At 64.4% G+C, this 15,350-nt stretch carries 15 protein-coding genes; 9 read left to right on the top strand and 6 right to left on the bottom strand.

Annotated features, from left to right (window positions below):
• Together AC1DT2_RS00650 and AC1DT2_RS00645 are read right to left on the bottom strand one after the other, a co-directional pair.
• A partial coding sequence (locus AC1DT2_RS00650) for a RecQ family ATP-dependent DNA helicase (protein ID WP_477293447.1) occupies positions 1-1,487 on the bottom strand: 1,487 nt, incomplete at its 3' end.
• Between the two features lie 34 nt (positions 1,488-1,521).
• The gene (locus tag AC1DT2_RS00645) at positions 1,522-2,385 is read right to left on the bottom strand and encodes a YicC/YloC family endoribonuclease (protein ID WP_477293445.1); all 864 of its coding nucleotides are present in this window, start codon (positions 2,383-2,385) and stop codon (positions 1,522-1,524) included.
• 75 nt (positions 2,386-2,460) lie between these two features.
• Here AC1DT2_RS00645 and rph point away from each other — a divergent pair, with 75 nt between their 5' ends.
• From rph to AC1DT2_RS00600, 9 genes are all read left to right on the top strand, one after another.
• Positions 2,461-3,192, top strand: coding sequence for a ribonuclease PH (gene rph, locus AC1DT2_RS00640; protein WP_477293443.1), 732 nt, complete (start codon positions 2,461-2,463; stop codon positions 3,190-3,192).
• Positions 3,189-3,701, top strand: coding sequence for a GNAT family N-acetyltransferase (locus AC1DT2_RS00635; protein WP_477293441.1), 513 nt, complete (start codon positions 3,189-3,191; stop codon positions 3,699-3,701). Before rph ends, AC1DT2_RS00635 begins: the two co-directional genes overlap by 4 nt.
• A gap of 3 nt (positions 3,702-3,704) precedes the next feature.
• Positions 3,705-4,298 (top strand): RdgB/HAM1 family non-canonical purine NTP pyrophosphatase, encoded by a 594-nt coding sequence (rdgB, locus tag AC1DT2_RS00630; protein WP_213949368.1) that lies wholly within the window; start codon positions 3,705-3,707, stop codon positions 4,296-4,298.
• Positions 4,295-5,452, top strand: a complete 1,158-nt coding sequence (gene hemW / locus AC1DT2_RS00625; RefSeq protein ID WP_477293439.1) for a radical SAM family heme chaperone HemW — start codon at positions 4,295-4,297, stop codon at positions 5,450-5,452. Before rdgB ends, hemW begins: the two co-directional genes overlap by 4 nt.
• Before the next feature lie 152 nt (positions 5,453-5,604).
• Positions 5,605-7,839, top strand: a complete 2,235-nt coding sequence (locus tag AC1DT2_RS00620; RefSeq protein WP_477293436.1) for a DUF1631 family protein — start codon at positions 5,605-5,607, stop codon at positions 7,837-7,839.
• Positions 7,836-8,183, top strand: a complete 348-nt coding sequence (locus tag AC1DT2_RS00615; protein WP_477293434.1) for a PilZ domain-containing protein — start codon at positions 7,836-7,838, stop codon at positions 8,181-8,183. The genes AC1DT2_RS00620 and AC1DT2_RS00615 overlap by 4 nt, the downstream gene beginning before the upstream one ends.
• Before the next feature lie 58 nt (positions 8,184-8,241).
• On the top strand, positions 8,242-8,856 hold the full coding sequence (locus tag AC1DT2_RS00610; RefSeq protein WP_477293432.1) for a hypothetical protein: 615 nt from the start codon (positions 8,242-8,244) through the stop codon (positions 8,854-8,856).
• 208 nt (positions 8,857-9,064) lie between these two features.
• A complete protein-coding gene (pepQ, locus tag AC1DT2_RS00605; RefSeq protein ID WP_477293430.1) occupies positions 9,065-10,387 on the top strand; it encodes a Xaa-Pro dipeptidase in 1,323 nt (440 codons plus the stop codon).
• 190 nt (positions 10,388-10,577) lie between these two features.
• Complete coding sequence (locus AC1DT2_RS00600) at positions 10,578-12,119, top strand: N-acetylmuramoyl-L-alanine amidase family protein (protein WP_477293428.1); 1,542 nt, start codon at positions 10,578-10,580, stop codon at positions 12,117-12,119.
• An 80-nt stretch (positions 12,120-12,199) separates the two neighbouring features.
• On the opposite strand, the gene cydX is transcribed toward AC1DT2_RS00600, so the two are convergent.
• The 4 genes from cydX to cydP are packed head-to-tail and all read right to left on the bottom strand — an operon-like array spanning position 12,200 to position 15,283.
• Positions 12,200-12,337, bottom strand: a complete 138-nt coding sequence (cydX, locus tag AC1DT2_RS00595; protein ID WP_063573149.1) for a cytochrome bd-I oxidase subunit CydX — start codon at positions 12,335-12,337, stop codon at positions 12,200-12,202.
• Positions 12,338-12,352: 15 nt separating this feature from the next.
• Positions 12,353-13,483 (bottom strand): cytochrome d ubiquinol oxidase subunit II, encoded by a 1,131-nt coding sequence (cydB, locus tag AC1DT2_RS00590; RefSeq protein WP_477293426.1) that lies wholly within the window; start codon positions 13,481-13,483, stop codon positions 12,353-12,355.
• A gap of 10 nt (positions 13,484-13,493) precedes the next feature.
• Positions 13,494-15,062, bottom strand: a complete 1,569-nt coding sequence (locus AC1DT2_RS00585) for a cytochrome ubiquinol oxidase subunit I (protein ID WP_477293449.1) — start codon at positions 15,060-15,062, stop codon at positions 13,494-13,496.
• Complete coding sequence (cydP, locus tag AC1DT2_RS00580; protein ID WP_063573152.1) at positions 15,062-15,283, bottom strand: cytochrome oxidase putative small subunit CydP; 222 nt, start codon at positions 15,281-15,283, stop codon at positions 15,062-15,064. The genes AC1DT2_RS00585 and cydP overlap by 1 nt, the downstream gene beginning before the upstream one ends.
• Positions 15,284-15,350: the final 67 nt, after the last annotated feature.

The raw sequence follows: 15,350 nt of genomic DNA, 5'->3' as shown, positions 1-15,350 counted from the left end.
GCAACAAGCAGGCTTCTATCTATCTCGGCTGAAWGCGCTGGCCTACCAACGCAGTTCGCGCACTTTCCGCACGATTCGGCTTGCGGATCATCCAGCGCGTGCGCAAGGAACTGCATCAAGCAACCTCGATTCGATGCGTACGCCTGAATTTCCTCCCACTCAGCTTCACGCTGGCCGAGCAAATGGGCTATGCGCTGTCTATCCATGCGGTAATCGTGGGTTGTCCGGAGCCAGTGACCATCCACACGAATCAAAGGAGGCTGCGGCTCCACCGCCAGAAGCTTCAGGACTTTCTCGATCTGCGAACGCCGAATGTTGATAAGGCGCTCGATCTGAGCGATCTTCAACCCATTTTCCGACTGCTCCAGTGCGGCGAGAACTCCGCGCACCTCCGCTTCCGCTGGAAATGCAGCTTCCCTGAAATAAGCATTGATCCTCCCGTCTTCTTCGCCGGCCATCAATACGCCATACGCGGATGGAATGGCACGCCCTGCACGCCCTACCTGTTGGTAATAGGCGACTACGTTTCCCGGCGACTGAAAGTGTAGGACGAAGGTGAGATCGGGTTTGTCATACCCCATGCCGAGTGCCGTCGTTGCAACGAGGCACTTGATCTGGTTGTTGAGAAGGCKACGTTCCAGATCCTGGCGATCTTCATCCGAGCGATCGGCATGATAGGCGTGCGCATCCACCCCGTTGGTCTGCAACCAAATGGCGACGCGCTCGGCGTCACGGCGAGTGAGCGCGTAGATAATGCCGCTTCCGGCGAGGCGAGGAACCGTGCCTGCGAGCCACGCTAGCCGCTCCGCCACGTCGTACGGAGGCAAATTCTGGAGGGTGAGGCTCTCCCGGACGAGCTCGCCTCTGAGCGTTACGACATCGCCGCGAAGTTGTGCCGCCACGTCTTCCTGGACCCGACGATTCGCCGTTGCGGTAGTCGCCAGTACGGCGATATTTTCCGGCAGACGGGCAAGGACTTGGCCAATGCGGCGATAATCAGGACGAAAGTCGTGCCCCCAATCGGAGATGCAATGTGCCTCATCGACAACCAGCAACGAGACCCGGCCGGCGATGGGCTGCAACGTGGAGACCACGAATTCGTCGTTTGCGAGTCGCTCAGGTGAGATAAGGAGCAGGTCTACCTCTCCTGCCAACAGCTGAGCTCGTACGTCGTCCCAAGCATCGCGATTGGTCGAGTTGACAGTCAACGCCTTCAGGCCGAGCAGATCTGCGGCCTCTATCTGATTACGCATCAGCGCGAGCAAGGGCGAGACAATGATCGTAACCCCTTGTCCTTGGTTACGTAGCAGTTTGGCTGCAAGAAAGTACACCATGCTCTTGCCCCAGCCCGTGCGTTGCACGCAAAGCACTCGCCGACGCCCGTTAACGATGCTATCGACGGCTTCCCACTGTCCCTCTCTGAACTCCGCGCGACCGTTGCCCATCGCGGTACGGAGAAGCTCTTGAGCTTCGTTTCTGTTGACCATCCTGCGTTCCCTGCGGTTGTCGTTAAGGAAAAACCTACTCGATATTCTGAACCTGCTCGCGCATCTGCTCGATCAGCACCTTCAGTTCGACGGCGGCATTGGTCGTACGCGAATCCACGGACTTCGAACCCAGCGTATTGGCCTCGCGGTTGAACTCCTGCATGAGGAAGTCCAGGCGGCGACCCACCGGCTCCTTCAGCGCCAGCACGCGGCGAGCTTCCGAGATATGGGTGGCCAGGCGATCGAGTTCTTCGTCCACATCGATACGGGTGATCTGAAGCACGAGCTCCTGCTCGAGGCGACCCGGCTCCACCGGCTGGCGCATATCGGCAAGGCGGCCTTCCAGGCGTGCGCGCAACGCGGCCTGGATCTCGGGCAGCCATCCACGTACATCGCCGACAATCTTCTCGATGCCGTTCAGGCGTTCGACCAGCAGCTCGCCCAGCTTGGTGCCTTCGCGGCCACGGGTGTCGTTGAGGGCGACCAGCGCCCGGTCGAGCACCTCGATCAGGGCGACCTGGAGGGCGTCGGCATCCGTTTCCGCCTGGCGCAGCACGCCGGGGAAACGGAGYAGGTCGGTGAAATCGATCGACATGCGCGGGAAGCGCTGCTCGAGGTCCAGCGCCAGCTCGGAGAGCCGCGTCAGCATCTGGGCATTGACCTGGAGGCCGTCGCTGGCCCCGGTTTCGCTGCGCAGGCGCACCGTGAGATCAACCTTGCCGCGCGACAGATGGGCACCGATCCGCTCGCGCAGGGCGCTTTCGAAGCTGCGCAGCTCCTCGGGCAGCCGGGGGCTGATCTCGAGGTAGCGGTGATTCACGGTGCGCAGTTCGCAGGTGAGGGTGCCGGAGGGGCCAGCGCTCTCGGCGGAGGCGTACGCGGTCATGCTGCGGATCATGGATGGCTCGCTTACGCGGCGGGGAAGACCGCAATGGTAAACTGACCCACCGTCCGCGCCCAAATCAGGTTATCCATGACTTTTTCCCGTCCGAGCGGCCGCGCCGCCGACCAGCTGCGCGCCGTCAGCATCGAACGTCACTACACCCGCCATGCGGAAGGGTCCGTTCTGGTGTCCTTCGGAGACACCAAGGTGCTGTGCACCGCCTCGGTCGAAGAGCGCGTCCCACCGTGGCTGCGCGGCAAGGGTGAGGGCTGGGTCACGGCCGAGTACGGCATGCTGCCCCGCGCCACCACCGACCGCACCCAGCGCGAAGCCGCCCGCGGTGGCCAGGGCGGCCGCACCATGGAGATCCAGCGCCTGATCGGCCGCTCCCTCCGTGCCTGCGTGGACCGCGCCGCCCTCGGCGAGCGGGTCATCACGCTCGATTGCGACGTGATCCAGGCCGATGGCGGCACCCGCACGGCAGCCATCACGGGCGCCTACGTGGCGCTCGTGGATGCCGTATCGACGCTGACCAAGCGCAACGCCATCAAGCGCAATCCCATCCTCGGTGCCATCGCGGCGGTCTCCGTCGGCATCTATAACGGCGTGCCGGTACTCGACCTCGACTATGCCGAGGATTCCAACTGCGATACCGACATGAACGTCGTCATGAACGACGGTGGTGGCTTCATCGAAGTGCAGGGCACGGCCGAAGGCCACGCCTTCCGTCGTGACGAGATGGACGCGCTGATGGACCTTGCCGCGAAGGGCATCAACGAACTGGTCATCGCCCAGCGTGCTGCACTGGAGAGCATGCCGTGACTGAGGTTCGCCCCGCCACGGCCGCCGATCTGGACGCCATCGTCGAGATCCATCGCGCCGCTTTCGGGCGCGATGCCGAGGCCGACCTCGTCCGCCGGCTGGTCGCGGCCGGTCGCGCCTCGATTTCACTGGTCGCCGTGGATGAGGAAGACACCGTGGTCGGCCACGTGCTGTTCTCCCCCGTGACGATCGAAGAAGGCGACGACGGCAAGTCGCTCGGCCTGGCGCCGGTCGCGGTGCATCCGGACCATCAGCGCCAGGGCATCGGCCATGACCTGGTGGAAGAAGGGATCGGGGCCTGCTTCGTGCAGGATGCGCGCGCGGTCTTCGTCCTCGGCTCGCCCGCTTATTACACCCAGTTCGGCTTCGCCAAGGCCTCCGCGCACGACCTGCGCGATGCCTACGAAGGCGGCAATGCCTTCCAGGTGCTGCCGCTTACGATCGATGGCCTGACCGGCTATCGCGGACGCGTGGACTACGCGCCTGAATTCGCGACCGAGGGGCTCTGAGCGATGCGCCTCGTACTGGCTTCAGGTAATGCGGGCAAGGTGGTCGAGCTGGAACAACTGCTCGCCGGCAGCGGCGTGCAGCTCGTGCCGCAGACGGCACTGGGCGTCAGCGATGCCGAGGAAACCGGCCTGACCTTCGTCGAGAACGCACTGATCAAGGCACGCCACGCGGCGCGCGTGACAGGCATGCCCGCGCTGGCCGACGACTCGGGCATCTGCGTGGATTTCCTGGGCGGCGCGCCCGGTCTCTATGCCGCTCGCTATGCGGGCAAGCACGGCGACAGCGCAGCGAACAATGCCAAACTGCTGCACGAGCTCGCCGGCGTGCCGACGGAAAAGCGCGGTGCGTATTTCATCGCCGTGCTGGTGGTGCTCCGCCACGCCGACGATCCGGCKCCGCTCATCGCCGAAGGACGCTGGCCCGGCCGCATCCTCGAAGCGCCGCGAGGCGAAGGCGGTTTCGGTTACGACCCGTTGTTCCTTCCCGCCGGTCACGACCTAGGCGCCGCCGAGCTGGATCCCGCCCTTAAAAATCGTCTGAGCCATCGCGGCCAGGCGCTCGAGGTGCTCAAGGCGCGCTTCGCCGAGCTGTCATGATTCTCGTCCCGCCGCCGATGTCGTTATACGTCCACATGCCTTGGTGCGTGCGCAAATGCCCGTACTGCGACTTCAACTCGCATGGTGTCCGCGGTACGCCCGCCTATGCCGAGTATGTGGACGTGTTGCTGGCGGATCTCGATGCCGACCTGCGCGATTTCGGCGAGGCCATCGGCGGGCGTCCGGTCGAGACCGTCTTCTTTGGTGGCGGCACGCCGAGCCTGTTCGCGCCCGAGCTGGTCGGCCGCTTTCTCGACGGCGCCCGGCGACGGCTGGCCTTCGCCACCCACGCGGAAATCACCCTGGAGACGAACCCCGGCACGGTCGAACACGGGCGTTTTGACGGCTATCTCGCCGCCGGCGTGAACCGCATTTCGTTCGGCGTGCAGAGCTTCGACAACGACAAACTGCATCGCCTGGGTCGTATCCATTCCGCCCACGAGGCGGAAGATGCCGTGCGACAGGCCAGGGACGCCGGCATCGACAACATCAATATCGACCTGATGTATGCCTTGCCGGAACAGACGCTCGAGGGCGCACTCGACGACGTGCGCCGGGCCATGGAGCTGGCGCCAACGCATATCTCGCATTACCAGCTCACGCTGGAACCGAACACGGCCTTCGCCGCGAATCCTCCCCCCCTGCCCGACGACGACGCGGCGTGGGCGATCCAGGAGGCGTGTGAAGCGAGCCTGGCCGAGGGCGGTTACGGCCAGTACGAAGTCTCAGCCTATGCCGCGCCCGGTCGCCGATGCGCGCACAACCTGAATTACTGGCGTTTCGGCGACTACCTCGGTATCGGCGCCGGAGCCCACGGCAAGATCACGGACGCCACCGGCGTCCGTCGCCGCTGGAAGACCCGCCTGCCTGCGGCTTACCTCGCCTCCTCCGGCCAACCCGACCGGATCGGGGGCGATAACCTCGTCGGCATGGACGACCTGCCTTTCGAGTACATGCTCAATGCCCTGCGCCTGATCGATGGCGTGCCCGCGGCGGACTTCACCGAGCGGACGGGCCTGTCCGCGGAGGCGATCGCTCCGGCCCGGGCCGCCTCCATCGCACGTGGCTGGYTGGTCGACGATCCGGCCGTGCTGCGGACCACGGCGCTGGGCCAACGCTTCCTCAACAACGTGATCGAAGCGTTCATGACCTGATTGCTGCCGTTTCCGCCCCTAGTCCATCCGCTCTAAGCCGTAAGCCGACCGGCATCCCGCTGGCGCCCATAGGGTTCGGACGCCTAAACTCGGCATCAGGCAGGGGAGAAACCAACTAGATGAGCACAGGAATGCAGCCCCCACACGGCAGAATGGGTCAGGCCCCCATTGCTTTGTCGCCACGCGCGGAGCGCGAGGCGCAGCAGGGTCTGTCGCTGTGCCTGACGTGGCTGGACATGCCCCTGCGTGAATCCCTACGCGATTTCAACCAGCGCCTGTTCGCCACGGCCGAGAACACCCGTAATCACCTCGAGCAGCAGGAATGTTTCGAAAGCCGGAACATCGTCGAGCGTGAGGGGCCGGCATTTCGCCAACGCTTTGCCGCGCACCTGTCCGAGCGCTTCCGTCATCTGGGCGAAAACGTCGACGGTAAATCCGCCACGGGCGAACACCTCGGCCTGGGCATGAACCTGAGCCTGGTGGATCCCGAAGAGCAGGAGCAGACGGATGCGCTGAGCAGCATGGCCGCACGCGGTGAAGCGCGTAGCGCCAGCAGCCTGTTCGAACTGGGTTACCGCATGGCCGTGCTTGCGGGTACCCCGCCGCTGGAAGGTGAGGCGTTGCCGGCTGGTCCGCGTGCGCTCACCGCTGCCCTGGAGGCGGCGGTCGCACCGTTGCCGTTGACCAGTGCGCATCGGTTATTGCTGTTCCACGCCGTCGACACCCATGTGCTCGGCCATAGCGAAGCGTTTTACGGCGCGCTCAACGAGCATTACCGGACGCGCGGCATCCTTCCCGGTTTCCGCGTCTATCCGAACGTTCGCGTCTCCGCGCCACCGGCGGCGGAGCGTCGCGGGCGGCCGGGAGACGCATCGGCGCCGGCGGCCACCACGGGCAGCAGTGTCCAGGGCGGCACGGGCGCGGGCGGCAGCAGTCACGAAGCCGCACCGGTCAGCGCCACCAGTGAAGGTCACATCGGCGTGCTCGAAAGCCTGCGCGACCTGCTGGCGAGCCGCGTGGCCACCCAGGGTCGCGGTGCCGGCTTCGCGCCCGACCGGCTAGTCTCCGAGGACGAGTTGCAGACCGCTCTCTTCGCCTTGCAGGGCCATGTCTCCGAAGTCGCCGACGCCGCACACAGGGAGATCCGCAGCGCCCAGGCGTTGCGCGACGAACTGCTCAGCCAGCTCAATCGTGGCCGGCCCGTCGGCTCGCCGCCCGCCGAACTCACCCTCGAGCAGGGCGATACGGTGGAACTCACGGCCATGTTGTTCCAGAACCTCGGCCAGCAACTCGGCACCGCCAGCCCGGGTCGCGCCGTGCTCGGCGGCCTCCAGTGGCCGATGCTCCGAGCGGCCGTGAACGACCGCGGCTTCTTCGACCGCCCTGAACATCCGGCACGCCAGCTGCTCGATACCGTCAGCGAGGCCGCTCACCACTGGCTCGATCCGGCCGAAGGCGAACCGGACGCGGCACTGATCGATCGGCTCGAACGCCTTGTAGTCGAGGCCAGCCACGCCCAGGTGATCGATCCCGCCTGGCGTTCGGAGATCGAGCAACAGATCACCCAGCTGTCGCGCAAGGCACACGTGGCCGAGCGCCGGCAGATCGAAGCGATGGAAGGTCGCGACCGCCTGGAGCGCGCGCGCCAGCGCGCCGCCGAGATCATGGGCGAGCGACTTGGCAGCGGTGCGGCGCCACGCGGTGTCCTGCGCATCCTGCTGGAACGGACCTGGGCGGACGTGCTCGCCCTGCATATTCTCCGTGGCGGCGAGACGGGCGAAGCCTTCCTGCACTGCCTGGGTGTGACCGACCAGCTCCTTGGACGCCGCCCTATCGCCGACGTGCAGAAGCTACGCGTGGAGGTGGAACGTGGTCTCGAACACCTGGGCATGCATCCTTCCGAAGCCGCCCAGGTGGCTGCCGGCCTGTTCGAAACCCCGGCCACGCAGACCGACGATGCACTCACCCCGACCGATGTCGCCCTGCGCCTGAAACAGCGCCCGAGGCTGGGCGAAGGCACGGCTCACGGCGAGCCGGTGAAGCCGGTCGAACCGACGCCGCTCGATTCCGCCGCGCGGGCCGTGTACGACGGCTTCGTTACGCTGCGCTTCGGCACCTGGTTCGAGTTCGTCCACGAAGACGGCAACCTCAGCCGGCGCAAACTGGCCTGGTTCTCACCCACCACGGGGCGTTGCCTGTTCGTCAACCAACGCGGTAGCCGCACCGACGATATCGACCTCACAAGGCTGGCCCGCCTTATCGCGACGGGCGAGGCTCGCGAATGGCGGGAACAGCGCATGTCCTTCATCGATCGCGCCTGGCAGGCCGTGGCGCGCAGCCTGCGCCGTGACGGGCTGCACGAAGCACGCATGGCAGGCCACGCATGACCCGCGAATTCGAACAACGCCGCGCGCCGCGCAAGCGGGTCACCTCGCCCATGCCCATCGTGGACGGCATGACCGAGCGGGTGATCGGCCAACTCGGCAATCTTTCCGCCACCGGCATGATGGTGCTGGCGACGCAGGCCCCGCGTAGCGGCGCCGTGCACCAGGTGAGCTTCACCCTGCCGGACGCCCAGCACCGCGAGCACCGGGTCGAGATCGGTATCCAGGAGCAGTGGCACGAACCCGCCGCTTCCGCCGGGCAATTCTGGGCTGGCTACCGCATCGTGGCCGCCAGCGACGACGACGTTCGCGCTATCGACGAATGGATCGGTCCGCCGCCGGACTGAACGGGAGGTCGCGACCATGCTTTACGACGCACCGCACAGGGGATCACCATCGCCCACCATGAGCGATGCCACAACTATTTTGGTCGACACCGACCTTGAACGCGACGACGCCGCGGCCGCCGCAACCGGCCTTTACCTGCGGCTGGTCGGCGACGGCACGATCTCGTCGGTCTACGAAGTGGAAAGCGAGCCGCGTTTTCGCGTGCTCGACGAACGCCTGACCGAGGAAACCGGCGTCTATGCCATCGGCCTGCATGCCAGCAGCCACCGCTGGYGGGACGATGAACACGGCGGTTCGCATCTGATCGAGGGCGGCCCGGAAAACGGCATCTTCTGCCGCTACGACGGCAGTTTCACCATCCGCTGCCCGGAATGCCGCCAGCCCCTGGCCCCGGGTGACGAGGGCAGCGAAGCGCTGGAAGAAGCCCTCGCGGTGTGGTGCGACGCACCCAACTCCGCCTACGTAGCCTGCCCCGGTTGCGCCGCCTGGACGCCGCTCACGCTGTGGCGCTCCCCCGCCCATGATTTCGCCGTGGGCCACTTCGCCATCACCCTGTACGGCGCGCATCTGCGCAGCCTGACCGACGGCAGCCACGACCACTTCGCCACCCTGCTGCGCCAGCGCCTGGGCGACGTGGCCGGCGATTTCGCCGTGGTCTACGCCAAGGCGTAGTGCCGCCGGGCCCCGGCACCGCCGCCAGGGGCCGTGGCGCCGCCGCTCGACCCCTGTAGGAGCCGATTCATCGGCGATCCCGCGGCAGCAGGCCAGGTCGCCGCGAGCACCCATCGCCGATGAATCGGCTCCTGCCAAGGCTTGGCTACCGGGTCGTCGAGGCGCACCATTGGCGTTTGCCCCATTCCCCTGCCCCCGGAGATCGACGATGAACGACGCGCTGGCCGCGCTCTACCCGCAGCACCTCGCCACCCTGCGTGAGCGCACCGATACGGCGCTGGCGCGCGGCGGTTTCGACCACCTCATCGTCCCGGCCGGCCGACCGATCACCAAGTTCCTGGACGACCAGGACTACCCCTTCATCGCCAATCCTCATTTCAGGCACTGGCTGCCGCTGGTCGACGCGCCGGGCAGCTGGCTGGTTTACACGCCGGGCGAGAAGCCCAAGCTGATCTTCCTGCAGCCGCGCGACTACTGGCACGTGGTGCCGGAAGCACCGTCGGGCTACTGGGTCGATCATTTCGACATCGTCGTCGTGCGCAAGCCGGCCGATGCGATCGCCGAACTGCCGCAGTCGCTCGCCCGCTCGGCGATCATCGGCGACCAGTACTGCGCGCTGGACGAGGTCTGCGCGAACAATCCTCCCGCGGTGATCGACCACCTGCATTACCACCGCGCGTTCAAGACGCCCTACGAAATCGAACTGATGCGCGAAGCCAGCCGCCGCGGCACGCGGGGTCACCGCGCGGCCGAGCAGGCGTTCCGCAACGGCGAGAGCGAACTCGGCATTCACTTCGCGTACCTGAAGGCCGTCGGCCAGATCGATGCGGAACTGCCGTATGCCAGCATCGTCGGACTCAACGAGCACGGTGCCGTGCTGCATTACACCAACTTCGATCGCAAGGCGCCGGCCGAAAGCCGCTCCTTCCTGATCGACGCGGGCGCGAGTGCCTCCGGCTACGCGAGCGACATCACGCGTACGTATGCCGGCAAGAACTTCGGTGAGTTCCAGGCGCTGATCGATTCGGTCGATGCGGCAGAGCAGTCGTTCGTGTCGAACGTGCGCGCAGGCCAGAGCTACCCCGAACTGCACGTGCATGCCCACCACGTGCTGGCCGGCGTGCTGCGCGAACATGGCTTCATTCGCATGAGCGCGGAAAGTGCCGTCGAGTCCGGCGTCTCCTCCGCGTTCTTCCCGCACGGCCTCGGCCACGGCATCGGCCTGCAGGTGCACGACGTGGCCGGCTTCGCCGCCGGCGAAACCGGTGGCACCATCGCCAAGCCGGAAGGCCATCCCTACCTGCGCCTCACGCGTAACCTCGAGGCCGGCATGGTGGTCACCATCGAGCCGGGCATCTACTTCATCGACATGCTGCTGGCCGAGCTGAAGAACAAGCCGTTCTCCAACGACATCGACTGGGCCAAGGTCGACGCGTTTCGCAAGTACGGCGGCATCCGCATCGAAGATGACGTGGTGTGCACCACTGGCGAGCCGGAAAACCTCACCCGCGATGCGTTTGAGTTGATCTGATTGGATGTGATTCTGTAGGAGCCGATTCATCGGCGAAAGGGTGCTCGCCACACCCTTTCCCGCTCTTGCGGGCACGCCCCACTCCTACAAAGCCAGGGACGACAATGTCTCGCTAGCGCGGCTGGCATCGAAGCCCCGGCGATCTGTCGAGCATGGTCAAGCCGCATAAGCGGCTTGCCAGGACACCGACATGAACCCGCTTCAAGCCCGCCTTTGCATGCGCGCGGTGCAGAAAGGATTGCTCGCTTCGGCGCTTACCGCCGCAGTTTGCTTCTCTGCCCCCGCCGTAGCGCAGGACCCGCCTCTGCCGGCAGCCGAGATGACCGAGCTTCAATGGCAACTGCTCGAAAAGCAGATAGACGATCGTGCGAACGAAATCGCGAACAGCCAAAAGTTCTTCGAGGAAGATCGGCGACCTATTGTCGTGCACGCGAGAATCGATCGACCATCAAACGCGGTCGTGCTAGCCATCGACACCAGCTTCAGCAGGGACGTCGGAGGACTTGAGCTTGAGGACTTCATGTCGCACATCAGAGTCGGAATGGAGGACCTGACGGCGGCCATTCCTGGGTTCAATACGACCAAGTGGCTTATCGGCGGCTACGACATGGACTACTGGTTCAACCAGATAGCCCCTGAGGCGGAACGTCCGGCCCTCCCGACGGGGCATGTTTCTGCTGCGCAGGCCGTACGACCGAAAGTGGTCGTCTCCGCCGGTCACGGCGCTTACTTCCATAAGAACTTCAAATGGATCACGCAGAGGGATTGGGTCAATGGCATCCTCGAGGATGAAATTACCACCGTCTTCGCAAGAGAGCTCTCCTTCTTTACCGAGCGGAATGGCGCAGACCCGATTCGAATCAGGGGAGCAGACGTCGGCCTTGTACACCAGCCAAGCGGCAAACCGTGGAACAGCTTGGCCGCCAGATACGTTCTTGAGAACTGGCAGCCAGGCAATCCCGAGATATGGAACAGTAAACCAGAGAGCACCGACCCGCGTCGAGAAATGCACCAAGACATCAGAAGCCGCCCCTTCTATGCAAATTTGATCGGGGCGGATGCGGTAGCACATATCCATACCAACGCCGACAAACCCGCCGCCACCGGAACACGCATCCTCGTGCACCCTGGACGGCCCGGGGATTTCCGGCTCGCACAACTTTCGCTGTGTGGCATGAGGGAAGCGATTCACTCAGACCCTCAGTTCGCCAACTTCACAGTCCCGCGAGATCCGTCTGTCGTTCAGGATAAGGGCGAGAACTCCTACGCAAAGGTCCCTTCCATGATCGTGGAAGTCGGCTTCCACACAAACTTGGCCGATGCAAAGCTCCTCCAAGACCCGACCTTTCAAAAGCTGTCAATGAGAGGTCTTGCCAAGGGCATGCGGCTCTTCCGTGAAGGAGCGATATGCGCACCCTTCATCGTGAAGCCAGCGGAGCCGATGACGGCCGTGGTGGGCAAGGACTTCCGCATGCCAATCGCGATTTCCGGGAATCCTGTCTACCCGGTACATCTCATTTCAACAAAGCTCGACTGCCCTGAGGGCAAAACGTGTAGCCCGACGATCCGATCCGTCTACAGCAAGAAGGAGGCAGACGCGTACCGATTCAGTCACTTGTGCTGGCGTGGTGACGAATCAAAGCCACCGGTCGAATTCCGCGTCGAAGCTAAAGACTTCGAGGGGCTGCGTACGGAACCTGTGACCTATCAGTTGAGGTGCGTGAAAGGCTGAGCTCGCCACCGGCGGCCTGGATCGCATCAGCGGTTATCCGGTGCGATCCAGCGCATCACCCGGTCAATCAGCCGCCGCTCTTACGGCCCCTCGTGCTTAGGCATCGGATCCCGCTTCAGCGTAGCCTCGTCATCCGAGTGCACCTCGTACCACATCGCGTTGAGGATGCCGAAGGCGGCGGCCAGGCCGAGGCCTAGTATCCAGGCGAAATACCACATGGCTCTATTGCTCCTTCAGTACATGCTGTGCGACTTGCGCACGTGTTCGAGGGTGACCCGGCCGCGCATGACGCGGTAGACCCAGCCGGTGTAGAGCAGGATCAGCGGAATGAAGACGACGGTGACACCGAGCATGATCAGCAGCGTGCCGAGGCTGGACGACGCATCCCATACCGTGAGGCTCGAGGTCGGGTCGGCTGCCGAGGGCATGAGGAAGGGGAACAGTGCGAACCCCGCGGAGAGAATGGTGCCGGCTACTGCAAGGCAACTGCAGAAGAAACCCATGAAGCCGCGCTTTCCGACGAATAGCTGCAAGCCGAGGGCGCCGATGAAGGCAACGACAGGACCTGCCCAGAAGTACGGATGCGTGAGGTAACTGGCGAACCAGGTCCCGCCCACGGCAACCTGCTTGTTCATCGGATTGGACATGGCGTCCGTCACCACCGGCCCGGAGACGGCGTAGCCCGGGATGCCGTAAGCCAGCCAGATGCCTGCGAGCACGAACAGCACGATGTACACCGCGGAAGCCATGCGCGAGACCTTCGCCGCGCGTTCCGCGATCACGTGATCAGCCTTCATCGCCGCCCAGCTCGCACCGTGCGCGAGCAGCATGCTGAGGCTCACCAGCCCGGAAAGCAGCGCGAACGGCCGGAACAACTGGAAGAAACTACCGTCCCATGTCATTCGCAAATCACCGTCGTAATGGAACGGCAAGCCAAGGAACAAKTTGCCGAAGGCCACACCACAAACCAGCATCACGATCACACCCGATGCGATCAGGCAGGTATCCCACACCGCCCTCCAGCGCGGATCGTCCACCTTCTCGCGAAAGTTGAAGCCGACCGGACGAATGATGAAGGCGACAAGCAGGACGAACATCGCCACGTACAGGCCGGAGAACGACGCCGCGTAGAGCAGCGGCCACGCGGCGAACACCGCACCGCCGCCAAGAATGAACCACACCTGGTTACCTTCCCAGGTGGGTTCGATCGTCTCCAGCAGAACGATTCGCTCGTGCTCGTCACGGCCAAGGATGCGCAGCAAGGCGGCCACCCCGAAGTCGAAGCCGTCCATGATCGCAAAGCCGATCAGCAGGATGCCGATGAGGGCCCACCAGATCACCCGCAGTGTTTCGTAATCGAACATGGCGTTCTCCTCAGACCGTCTGCGCGGTGACGGGAATAGCATCCGGTCGCTTCGGCCACATGCCGAGGCCGTCCGGTCCCTTGCGGGCGAACTTGAGCATCAGGTAGCCGTCAACAAACGCCAGCGCCGTGTAGAACAACACGAACCCGCCGAGCGAAATCCAGACCTGCCCCGCCGTCAGCGAAGAAGCACCCAGCGCCGTCGGCAGGACGCCTTCGATCGCCCACGGCTGCCGCCCGTACTCGGCGACAATCCATCCCAGTTCCGCAGCGACCCACGGCAGTGGCAGGCTCCATAGCGCCACCTTCAGGAAGCCGCGGCCATCGAGGCGCCGCTGGGTGGAACGCCAGAACGCATAGGCGAAAAGGAAAATGAAGTACATGCCGCAGGCCACCATGATGCGGAACGACCAGAACAGCACGGGCACATTCGGGATGGTGCTATCGGCCGCCTTCTGGATATCCGCTGGCGTGGCCTTTCGCGGATCGTCCATGAAGCGTTTCAGGAGAAGCGCGTAACCCATGTCCTTGTCATGCGCGGCGAGAATGGCCTTCGCCTGCTCGTCGCCCTTGTTCTCTCGCAACACGAGCATGGCGTCATAGGCCTTGATACCGTCCGCGATGCGGATCTTCGCGTCGTCGACCAGCGCGGCGATACCGGGGATCGGCTGATCGATGGATCGCGTGCCGATCAGACCCATCACCCAGGGCACGCGAATGGCAGCGTGCGTCTCTCGCGCCGTCGTATCCGGTATGCCGAAAAGGGTAAACGAGGCCGGCGCCGGCTCGGTCTCCCACATGGCCTCGATCGCGGCCATCTTCATCTTCTGGTTCTCGGAAACGGTGTAACCGGACTCGTCGCCCAGCACGACGACCGACAAGGAGGCGGCGAGACCGAAGCTGGCGGCCACCGTCATCGAGCGCTTTGCGAAATCCACATTACGGCCGCGCAACAGGTACCACGCACTGATCGACAGCACGAACATGGCACCCATCGTGTAACCCGCGCTCACCGTGTGCACGAACTTGGACTGTGCGACAGGGTTGAAGATCACCTCCTTGAACGAAGTGACTTCCATGCGCATGGTCTGTGGATTGAACGCGGCACCGACCGGGTTCTGCATCCATGCATTGGCGATGAGAATCCACAGCGCGGAGAGGCTAGTCGCCAACGCGAGGAACCAGGTCACCAGCATGTGCTTCAGCGGCGAGATGCGATCCCAGCCGAAGAAGAACAAGCCGACCAGCGTGCCCTCGAGGAAGAAGGCCATCATTCCTTCAATGGCCAGCGGCGCGCCGAAGATGTCACCGACGTAATGCGAGTAGTACGCCCAGTTCGTCCCGAACTGGAACTCCATGGTCACGCCCGTGGCCACGCCCATAGCGAAGTTGATGCCGAACAGCACGCCCCAGAACTGGGTCATGCGTTTCCATACTTCGCGGCGGGTCATCACATACACGCTCTCCATGATGGCGAGCATGAAAGCAAGGCCGAGCGTGAGCGGGACGAAGAGGAAGTGATACAGCGCCGTCAGTGCGAACTGCAGGCGCGACAGGCCGACGACATCGGGGTCGACGATCATGGCTGGGATCCCTGGGTAGAGGCGGAAGCGGGCGCGAGCATCCTTCCGACACCGGCGGGCGAGACGTCCGCGCGGGGTAACGGCCGGATGGCCACGTACCAGATGAGCATGAGCAGGGCGAGCTTGGCGACGACGATCAATGACAGCTCGAGGGCCAGCCTCGGCAGGGGCTTCTTGTCGCGCCAGCGGCGGCGCCCGGGTGCAACCTCCACAACCATCGGTGCGACTCCCTCGATTCCCTGACCATCTGCCGGACATCGTATGCCCGGGACGACGAGCGCGATC

The organism is Luteibacter sp. P4_E6 (genome assembly GCF_056401535.1).
This window is presented reverse-complemented; position numbering and strand designations above follow the sequence as displayed.